Source organism: Allobosea sp. CRIB-10 (genome assembly GCF_900112185.1).
In the GTDB taxonomy this organism is placed as follows: domain Bacteria; phylum Pseudomonadota; class Alphaproteobacteria; order Rhizobiales; family Beijerinckiaceae; genus Allobosea.
Genome location: NZ_FOKP01000035.1, coordinates 35,896 through 45,442, shown reverse-complemented (window position 1 = coordinate 45,442; position 9,547 = coordinate 35,896). Strand labels below are relative to the sequence as shown.

Below are 9,547 nucleotides of genomic sequence, written 5' to 3'. Positions count from 1 at the left end.
GGTCGCGACTCCGAGCCGGAGCGCCTGCGCCAGCTCGCCGAGGCCGCCTTCGCCCAGAGCAAGGCCGCGCCTGCACCAGCCCGCAAGGCCGCCAACGGCCGCGCGGACGATGCGGGCTGGGAGGAGTTCTGAGGAAAGCTGGTCAGCCGCTATAGGCCGACTCACCGCCGCGCAAGCGCGCGACGTCGCGCAGGGGCGGGGCTCCGAACAGGCGGCTATATTCGCGGCTGAACTGCGAGGGGCTCTCATAGCCAACCTGGAATCCGGCCGAGGCAGCGTCATGCGCCTTGGCCAGGATCAGCCGGCGCGCCTCCTGCAGGCGCAGTTGCTTCTGGTATTGCAGCGGGCTCATCGCCGTCACCGCCTTGAAATGCTGGTGCAGCGCCGACGGGCTCATCCGAGCCTCCGCCGCGACGATCTCGACGCTGAAGGGCTTGCGGTAATTGCGCTTGATCCAGCCGATGGCGCGATTGACCTGCTGCAGCTTGCTCTCAGCCACCGCGATCTGGCGCAGGCGCGCCGCCTGCTCCCCGGTGAGCAGCCGATAGAGAATCTCACGCTCGGCCAGCGGCGCGAGCACCGAGATGTCGGCGGGAGTGGCGAGCAGGCCCGTCAGGCGTATCGCGGCATCGAGCAAGGCCGGCGTCATCGGACTGACCGCCATCCCGGGACCCGTCATTGGTTCCGGCTCGGCGAGCGACGCGGCTTCCAGCATCAGCGCGCCGATGGCGGCAGGGTCGAGTTCGAGCTTGACGCAGAGATAGGGCTTGTCCGGCGTCGCCTCGATCACCTGGCCGATGACCGGCAGGTCGAGGGAAACGATCAGGCAATGAGCCGCGTCATAGCGATAGATCTGGTCGCCCAAAATCACCTGCTTGGCACCCTGGGCGATGATGCAGAGCGCCGGCTCGTGCAGGCCGTGCATCGGCTCGCTCGGCTGCGACAGGCGCACTACCTTCAAGCGTGGGATCGCTGTCTCGTGGACGCCGTCGGTCGGCGCGAAGCGCGCGATCAGCGCAGCGAGTTCCTCGATCTGACGCATGCTGATCTCCTTTGCGGACAGCTTCGGCTTCGGACTTTCATATAAGGAAAGACCGGGGTTTTGCGAGCATCGAGCTGACGCGCTGGAGGATCAGGCAATGATCGCGGCGGATCGATCTACCACTCCCAGCTCCCGCCGGTGCATTGTCCCGCCATACCGGCAGCGTCGTCGACCAACGGACCCAAGGGCGAAGCGCCCTGGCGCCCCGAGCCGGTTGCTACTGACATATTCCTGTCAAAGGCGGCGCTATCTGCACCGCCCAACAACCTGAACGAAAGGAGATCATCATGCCCTTCAGCCAGGTCTTCCAGTCGCTTGGCGCGATCGCGTCGATCATTGTCCCGGCCAAGCCGTCGGTTCGCCCGCTCGAGATCGATCTCGAGCTTCCCGAGCCGCTGACCAAGGCCGAGCTCGCGGTGCTCGGCCGCTGGGTCAGCGAAGACGGCGCCATCCGGCTTGATCTTCGGCCCAATGGCCGCTTCGGCAAGCAGCGCGACCAGGCGCCGGGCCATGGCGGCCGCTACGAGGTCGATGCGTCGCAGCTCTATTTCGAGAGCGACGCCGGCCATGTCTGGAGCGGCGAATTGCGCCGCGGCCAGCTCGCCTTTGGCGAGAAGCGTTTTCGCCGGACCCTGCAGCTGGATCCGGTCGGATTGATCCGATCCGACCGGTAAAGACCAACAGCGTTGCGGCGGAGCCTCGTGCTCCGCCTCAATAGCCGATTGTAAAACGCTGGCGCGAATGCGCCGGCTTTTCCAGTTCGTCGACCAGGGCAATGGCGTAGTCCTCGGCCGAGATCCGGCTTTGGCCGTTATCGTCGACCAGAAGCTGGTCCTGGCCGAGGCGGAAAGTGCCTGTGCGCTCGCCCGGCTCGATCAAGGCGGAAGGCGAGAGGAAGGTCCAGTCGAGGCCACCCTCGCCCTTCAGCAGATCGAGGAAGGCGCCGCCCTTCCGGGCTTCGTCGAGATAGATCGCCGGGAATTCCTTGGTGTCAAACAGCTTCACGCCGGGCGCGACCTCGAGGCTGCCGGCGCCGCCGACCACCAGATAGCGCTTCACGCCGGACTGCTTCACCGCCGCCAGCAGCGTCGCCGGATCGCTGGCGGTGAAGTGCACGGCGCTGATTACCGCATCATGACCGGCGAGCAAGGCGGCGAGCCCGTCCTTGTCGTAGACATCGCCTTTCAGTGCAGTGATCCCCGCGCCCGGCGGCACCTTCTCGGGATTGCGGACGATGGCGATGACCTGATGGCCGCGGCTGATGAGTTCGGCGAGCAGGCGCGAGCCGATGAAGCCGGTGGCGCCGATGAGAGCAATCTTCATGGTGATTATCCCTGGTATCTGTTGGGAACCAACATCCCAATGGACACCAGATGGCAGTCATGCGATTTTCTCTCAAGAAGGCACTTTCACGCCACAAGGTCACCTGCCGGAAACCGCCATGCTGCATCGCCCCGACCCGTTCAATGCCCGGTGCCCGACGCGGCAGGTGCTCGACCGCATCGGCGACAAATGGGCGGTGCTGGTGCTGATCCTGCTCGAGCAGGAGACTTTGCGCTTCAACGAACTGCGCCGGCGCATCGACAGCATCTCGCAAAAAATGCTGTCGCAGACGCTGAAGAGCCTGGAGCGCGACGGGCTCATCTCCCGCCGTGCTTTCCCGACCGTTCCCGTCACGGTCGAATATTCGCTGACGCCGCTCGGGCGCACGCTTGCCGGCACGGTCGCGGCGCTGACGCAATGGGCCGAGGCCCATATCGGCGAGGTCGAGGAAGCCCAGCGCCGCTATGACCGTGGCGAGGTCGCCGCCTGATCAGCGTTTCAGCGCTCGCTTCGGCTTGAAGAAGGCGTGCCAGGCATCGTCAGGAGGGCCCTTTTTCGTGATCTCAGGCGCCCTGAAGGCGTCCGGCGCCAGATCCTTCTCCAGCAGCTCCCAGGCGACCGGCATGGCGACCGCGGCGCCGGGACGGGCCCGCGTCGAGAACGGGGCGATCGCGGTCGAGCCGCGCCCGTTCCTGAGATAGTCGATGAAAATGCGGCCCTTGCGCGCCTTCTTCGACAAGGTCGCGGTGTAAAGCTTCGGCTCGGCCTGCTCCATCGCCTTGGCGAAGTCGCGGGCGAAACCCTTGACCTCGTCCCAATCCGCCTTCGGCTTCAGCGGCAGCACGACATGGAAGCCCTTGCCGCCGGAGGTCTTGAGGAAACTCTCGAAGCCGAGCTCCTCCAGCCGCTGGCGGACCGTCAGCGCCGCCTCGCGCACGCGTTCGACCGGCACGCCCGGATCAGGATCGAGATCGAAGATGACCTGATCGGGTGTCTCGATCGCGTCGACTTTGGCCCCCCAGACATGGACTTCGACCGTGCCGAGCTGGACGAGGGCGGCGAGCCCGTCGAAATCGCGGATGAAGAGCAGTTCCTCGCCATCCTTGTCCTTCATCCGCAAGACGGATTTGTGCAGGCCGGCGCCGGCATGCTTCTGGAAGAAGACCTGCCCGCCGACGCCATCGGGCGCCCGCAACAGGCTCAGGGGACGCTCGGTTACGAAAGGCGCCATGCGCTCCCAGACGCTGGCGTAGTAGTCGAGCAGGTCCTGCTTGGTGAAACCGATATCGGGCCAGAGCGGCTTGTCGGGATTGCTGAGCGTCACGGTCGTCTCCGGGCCGGCCTTGCGCCGGGCCTTCGTTGTGCGCTGAACCTTCTTCGTTTCGGGCTTGGCCGGCTTCTCCTCGACGACCGCTTCAGCCGGCTTGTCCTCACGCAGGCCGAGGAAGGACGCGTGCCGCAACGTCTTCGAAGCCGTCCAGGAGCCGAAGGCGATCTCGGCGACGAGCTCGGGCCTCACCCAGACGATACCACGCTCACGCCCGGCTTCGCCGCTGAACGGCGAGGCCTTTGTGGCGATGGTGTCGAGCGTCTTCTTCAGCGCCGTGGCGGAGTTGCGGGTGAAACCGGTACCGACGCGGCCGGCCGGCTTCAGCTCATCGCCCTCGTGATAGCCCAGGACGAGCGAGCCGAGCTGGTTGCGCGCGGCTTTCGACGGGACATAGCCGGCGATGACGAATTCCTGGCGCTGCGTGCATTTCGACTTGATCCAGTCGCGGCCGCGGCCACTGCGATAGGGCGCCCCGGCGCGCTTGGAGATCACGCCTTCCAGCCCCATGCGGCAGGCATGGCGCAGCATGGTCTGGCCCGGCTCGATGAAATGCTCGGAATAGCGCAGGGGCGTATCCTGACCTGCGGAACTCAGCAGATCCTCCAGCCGCTCCTTGCGGGCCAGCAGCGGCTCCGGCTGCAGGTTCTCGCCGTCGAGATGGAGCAGGTCGAAGGCATAGAAGACGAGATTCTCGGTCTTCCCCTCCGACAGCGCCGCCTGGAGCGCCGAGAAGGAGGAGATGCCGTTCTCGCCCAGCGCCACCACTTCGCCGTCGATCAAGGCCGCCTCGCAAGGCAGCGCCGCGAGCGCATCGCCGATCCGGTCGCCGAAGCGCTCGGTCCAGTCAAGCCCGGTCCGGGTCAGCAGCTTGACCTTGCCGGCGGAGATCCGCGCTTGCAGCCGGTAGCCGTCGAACTTGACTTCGTGCAGCCAGGCATCGCCCGCCGGCGGTTTCTCCTGCAGGGTCGCAAGGCAAGGCTCGACAAAGCGCGGCAGCGGCTCGCTGTCTGTCTTCGCCGAGCGTCTGGCCGGCTTGGTCTTCGCTGGCTTTGCAGCGGCAGCTTTGGCCTTGGCCGCCTTGGGCTTGCGACCTGTCGCGGGCTTTTCGTCAGTCGACCAGACGTCACCTGCGGGGTCTTCGCCGACTTCCTCAACGCTTTTTCCGGATTTCACCGAATCCGGCGCGGCCTCCAGAATGTCCTCGTCGTCTCGGGCGAAATCGTCGTCGACCTTGATCAGCAGCCAATTGTCACGCTTCTCGCCGCGGCGGGGCTTCAGCCTGACCAGATGCCAGCGGCCGCCGAGCTTGTGGCCTTCGAGCGCGAAAGCGAGATGACCCTTCTCCATGCCGCGCGCGGGATCGCCCTCTGGAATCCACTTGCCCTCGTCCCAGATGACGACCGAGCCGGCGCCGTACTCGCCCTCGGGAATGGTGCCTTCGAAGGCGCCGTATTCGAGCGGGTGGTCCTCGACATGGACGGCGAGCCGCTTCTCAGCCGGATCGAGGCTTGGGCCCCGCGTCACTGCCCAGGACCAGAGCACGCCGTCATGCTCGAGCCTGAGATCGTAATGCAGCCGGCGGGCGGCATGCTTGTGGATCACGAAGGCGCCGCCGGCCGCTGCGGCCTTCCGACGGCGTGCAGCAGCGCCTTTCGGCTCACTTGTGCGGGAGAAATCGCGCTTCGAGCGATAGAGGTCGAGATTAGCCATGGCGCCCTCCGACGCGCGTCAGGCGCTCGTCCTGGCCTTGCCGGCAGTGGTCTTCTTCGTCGGCTTGCGCGCGCTCGCAGGCTTCTTGCCGCCGGATGAGGATTTTCCCGATGAACCACTCTCCTCACCCAGGCTCTTCTTCAGGGCCTCGAACAGGTTGACGACATTGGACGGGCGCTCGGCCGGTTTGGCGACCGGCGGCTTCTTGCCCTTGCGCTTGGCCGCGATCAGCTCGAGCAGCGCCTCCTCGTAACGGTCCTCGAAGCCGCTCGGATCGAACTTCGCCTCCTTCTTGTCGATGATATGGGTAGCGAGCTCGACCAGTTCCGCGTCGAGCTTGCCCTTCTTCAGGCCGTCGAAGATTTCGTCCGGCTGGCGCACGGTCTTGTCATAGCGCAACGTCGTCAGGAGCAAGCCCTTGTCGAAGGGCTCGATCATTACCGGCCGCTCGCGGCGATAGAGCACGATGCGTGCGATGCCGGCCTTCTTCTGCTTCGCCATCGCCTCGCGGATCACGGCGAAGGCCTCCTCAGAAACTTCATCGGAGGGGCTGAGATAATAGGGCTGGTCGAAATAGATCTGCGGGATCGCGGCGCGGTCGACGAACTGCTCGATCGAGAGCGTGTGCGAGCTCTCGATCTGGACCGCGTCGATCTCGTCCTCCTCGATCAGCAGGTATTCGTCGCCGCCGATCTCGTAGCCCTTGACCTCGTCGTCGGGATCGACCGGCTTGCCGCTGACGCTGTCGATATATTGGCGCCGGACGGTATTGCCGGTCTTGCGGTTGATGACGCGGAAGGAAACCTTCTCGCTATGGTCGGTCGCCGAGGTCAATTCGACGGCGCAGGAGACCAGCGAGAGCTTGAGATAGCCCTTCCAGGCCGGCCGGGGCGCCATCAGGCTGCCCTCAGCTTCGGCCGGGCCGGGAAGGCCGGCGGCAACCCGCGCAGCCAGGCCTCGGCCCGCACGATCTCGTCGCGGGTCACGACGGGTACGGGATCGGACAGGATCGCCAGCAGGACCTCGCGGTCGAGCTGACCATTGGCGATCACCTCGGCGAGTGCATCGCGGGTCTCGCGCTCGGCCCGAAGCTGGGCGCCGAGCGCGGCGATGAGGCGGTCCTTCGGCATGGCGGGCATGATACGCGACCCCGGTTTGGAAACCTGCGGCAAGTCAACCTGCGGAGCCGTCAGAGGTTCCGGGAGCTGCGCTTTCTCCATGCTGCAACGCAGCACCCTAGCGTTTCCTTGGATTTCGTGTATATGCCCGGTCAACCGGCCGCACAGCCGGCTGCGCATCCCTTCCGCGATGAGGCGGATGCGGGCTTCGGACCTTGCTGGACGACATCCCGGCCTGGCCCGCCAGATCAACACCGAACCAAAGGACATGACGATGTCGATCACTGCCGAGCGCAAGAACGCGCTCATCAAGGAACATGCCACCAAGCCGAACGACACCGGCTCGCCGGAAGTCCAGGTCGCGATCCTCACCGAGCGCATCAACAACCTGACCGGCCACTTCAAGTCCCACACCAAGGACAACCATTCGCGTCGCGGCCTGCTCAAGCTGGTCTCGCAGCGCCGCTCTCTGCTCGACTACCTGAAGGGCAAGGAAGAAGCGCGCTACAAGACCCTGATCGAGAAGCTCGGCATCCGCCGCTGATCGGACCGAATTCCCGCCCGGTGCCTCGCTGCTCCGGGCGGTTCTACGAGGGGCCAGCCTATGGCCTCGCTCCGGGAGCGCCGCAATGAGGCGACGTTCCCCCTTCAATGCGGCAACCGCATGGGGCGGCTTTCCGCATGATCCGCCGGCGTCAGTGACGTCCATGGCAGGATCGCCGAGCGCCCGGGCGCGCTTCCTGCAAGCTCACCCCGGACGTTTAGCCGTCTTGCCCATGGGCACGATCGACGCCGGACGGATCGCATCCGACCGAAAGACAATCCTATGTTCGATGTTCAAACCGAAGAGCTGATCTGGGGCGGGCGCAAGCTCGTGCTCGAAACCGGCAAGATCGCCCGCCAGGCCGATGGCGCCGTGCTCGCCACCTATGGCGAGACCGTCGTGCTCGCCACCATCGTCTCGGCCAAGGAGCCGAAGCCGGGCTTCGACTTCTTCCCCCTGACCGTGAATTACCAGGAGAAGACCTTCGCCGCCGGCCGCATTCCTGGCGGCTATTTCAAGCGCGAGGGACGCCCGACCGAGAAGGAGACGCTGGTCTCGCGCCTGATCGACCGGCCGATCCGTCCGCTCTTCGCCGAAGGCTACAAGAACGACACCCAGGTGATCGTGACCGTGCTGCAGCACGATCTCGAGAATGATCCCGACATCGTCGCCATGGTCGCCGCCTCCGCCGCCCTGACGCTCTCGGGCGTGCCCTTCATGGGCCCGGTCGGCGCGGCCCGCGTCGGCTATATCGACGGCGCCTACAAGCTCAACCCGCTGATCGACGAAGTGAAGGAATCGGCGCTCGATCTCGTCGTCGCCGGCACCCAGGACGCCGTGCTGATGGTCGAGTCCGAGGCCAAGGAGCTGACCGAGGAGGTCATGCTCGGCGCCGTGATGTTCGGCCACAAGCACTTCCAGCCGGTGATCGACGCGATCATCCGCCTCGCCGAGAAGGCCGCCAAGGAGCCGCGCGACTACGTGCCGGCCGACAACTCGGTCGTGCTCGACGCCGTTCTCAAGCTGGTCGATGCGGATCTCCGCGCCGCCTACAAGATCACCACCAAGGCCGAGCGCTACAAGGCGATCGACGCCGCCAAGGCCAAGGTCCAGGCGCTGGTCTCGGCCGAGCCGGACGGCAAGACCACCTTCACCAAGGAGCAGGTCGCCGGCCAGTTCAAGGAAGCCCAGGCCAAGGTCGTGCGCTGGACCATCCTCGACGACGGCGTCCGCATCGACGGCCGCGACGTCAAGACGGTCCGCAAGATCGTGGCGGAAGCGGGCATCCTGCCGCGCACCCACGGCTCCTCGCTGTTCACCCGCGGCGAGACCCAGGCGCTGGTCGTGACCACGCTCGGCACCGGCGATGACGAGCAGTTCATCGACTCGCTGGAAGGCACCTACAAGGAGACCTTCCTGCTGCACTACAACTTCCCGCCCTATTCGGTCGGCGAGACCGGCCGCATGGGTTCGCCCGGCCGCCGCGAGATCGGCCACGGCAAGCTCGCCTGGCGCGCCATCCGCCCGATGCTGCCGGCGAAGTCGGAGTTCCCCTACACGATCCGCGTCGTCTCGGAGATCACCGAGTCGAACGGCTCCTCCTCGATGGCCACCGTCTGCGGCACCTCGCTGGCGCTGATGGATGCGGGCGTGCCGCTGAAGTCGCCGGTCGCCGGCATCGCTATGGGCCTGATCCTCGAGGGTGAGCGCTTCGCCGTGCTCTCCGACATCCTCGGCGACGAGGACCATCTCGGCGACATGGACTTCAAGGTGGCCGGCACCGCCGCGGGCATCACCTCGCTGCAGATGGACATCAAGATCGCCGGCATCACCGAGGAGATCATGAAGGTCGCCCTCGGCCAGGCCAAGGGCGGTCGCGAGCACATTTTGGGCGAGATGAGCAAGGCGCTGTCCGCCTCGCGCAGCCAGCTCGGCGAATATGCGCCGCGCATCGAGACGATGAAGATCCCGGTCGACAAGATCCGCGAAGTCATCGGTTCGGGCGGCAAGGTGATCCGCGAGATCGTCGAGAAGACCGGCGCCAAGGTCAACATCGAGGACGACGGCACCATCAAGATCGCCTCGGCCGACGGCAAGTCGATCGAAGCGGCGATCAAGTGGATCAAGTCGATCGTCTCCGAGGCGGAGCCGGGCATGATCTATGACGGCACCGTCGTGAAGGTCATGGAGTTCGGCGCCTTCGTGAACTTCTTTGGCGCGAAGGACGGCCTCGTCCACATCTCCGAGCTCGCTCCCAAGCGGGTCCAGAAGGTGCAGGACGTCGTCAAGGAAGGCGACAAGGTCAAGGTCAAGTTCCTCGGCATGGACGAGCGCGGCAAGGTGCGGCTGTCGATGAAGGTGGTCGACCAGGCCACAGGCGAGGACATCACCGAGAAGCTGAAAGCCGAGCGCGAGGCCGAGAAGTCCCGCGAGCGCCAGAACGCCGACGACTGATACGCTATCAGCGTTTCACGTGAATC

The 9,547-nt window shown here is 65.6% G+C and carries 9 protein-coding genes; 4 read left to right on the top strand and 5 right to left on the bottom strand.

Features of this window, described 5'->3' with window-relative positions:
- Positions 1 to 142 precede the first annotated feature (142 nt).
- Positions 143 to 1,042, bottom strand: coding sequence for an AraC family transcriptional regulator (locus BMZ69_RS28395; RefSeq protein WP_092163292.1), 900 nt, complete (start codon positions 1,040 to 1,042; stop codon positions 143 to 145).
- A 287-nt stretch (positions 1,043 to 1,329) separates the two neighbouring features.
- Between BMZ69_RS28395 and BMZ69_RS28390 the strand changes: the two genes are divergently transcribed.
- A complete protein-coding gene (locus BMZ69_RS28390) occupies positions 1,330 to 1,716 on the top strand; it encodes an Atu4866 domain-containing protein (RefSeq protein WP_092163291.1) in 387 nt (128 codons plus the stop codon).
- A gap of 37 nt (positions 1,717 to 1,753) precedes the next feature.
- Here the strand turns inward: BMZ69_RS28390 and BMZ69_RS28385 are convergent, their stop codons facing one another.
- Positions 1,754 to 2,365: an NAD(P)-dependent oxidoreductase gene (locus BMZ69_RS28385; RefSeq protein WP_092163289.1), complete on the bottom strand. Its 612-nt coding sequence runs from the start codon at positions 2,363 to 2,365 to the stop codon at positions 1,754 to 1,756.
- Between the two features lie 118 nt (positions 2,366 to 2,483).
- Between BMZ69_RS28385 and BMZ69_RS28380 the strand changes: the two genes are divergently transcribed.
- Positions 2,484 to 2,855: a winged helix-turn-helix transcriptional regulator gene (locus tag BMZ69_RS28380; protein ID WP_175507021.1), complete on the top strand. Its 372-nt coding sequence runs from the start codon at positions 2,484 to 2,486 to the stop codon at positions 2,853 to 2,855.
- Here the strand turns inward: BMZ69_RS28380 and ligD are convergent, their stop codons facing one another.
- The 3 genes from ligD to BMZ69_RS28365 are packed head-to-tail and all read right to left on the bottom strand — an operon-like array spanning position 2,856 to position 6,544.
- Entirely contained in the window at positions 2,856 to 5,405 is a 2,550-nt protein-coding gene (gene ligD, locus BMZ69_RS28375; protein WP_092163288.1) for a DNA ligase D, read from the bottom strand. It lies immediately after the preceding gene.
- 18 nt (positions 5,406 to 5,423) lie between these two features.
- Positions 5,424 to 6,302: a non-homologous end joining protein Ku gene (locus BMZ69_RS28370; RefSeq protein ID WP_092163286.1), complete on the bottom strand. Its 879-nt coding sequence runs from the start codon at positions 6,300 to 6,302 to the stop codon at positions 5,424 to 5,426.
- A complete protein-coding gene (locus BMZ69_RS28365) occupies positions 6,302 to 6,544 on the bottom strand; it encodes a hypothetical protein (protein ID WP_092163300.1) in 243 nt (80 codons plus the stop codon). The genes BMZ69_RS28370 and BMZ69_RS28365 overlap by 1 nt, the downstream gene beginning before the upstream one ends.
- Positions 6,545 to 6,797: 253 nt before the next feature.
- Between BMZ69_RS28365 and rpsO the strand changes: the two genes are divergently transcribed.
- Positions 6,798 to 7,067, top strand: a complete 270-nt coding sequence (gene rpsO / locus BMZ69_RS28360; RefSeq protein WP_092163299.1) for a 30S ribosomal protein S15 — start codon at positions 6,798 to 6,800, stop codon at positions 7,065 to 7,067.
- A 282-nt stretch (positions 7,068 to 7,349) separates the two neighbouring features.
- A complete protein-coding gene (pnp, locus tag BMZ69_RS28355; RefSeq protein ID WP_092163284.1) occupies positions 7,350 to 9,521 on the top strand; it encodes a polyribonucleotide nucleotidyltransferase in 2,172 nt (723 codons plus the stop codon).
- The last annotated feature ends 26 nt before the right edge of the window (positions 9,522 to 9,547 follow it).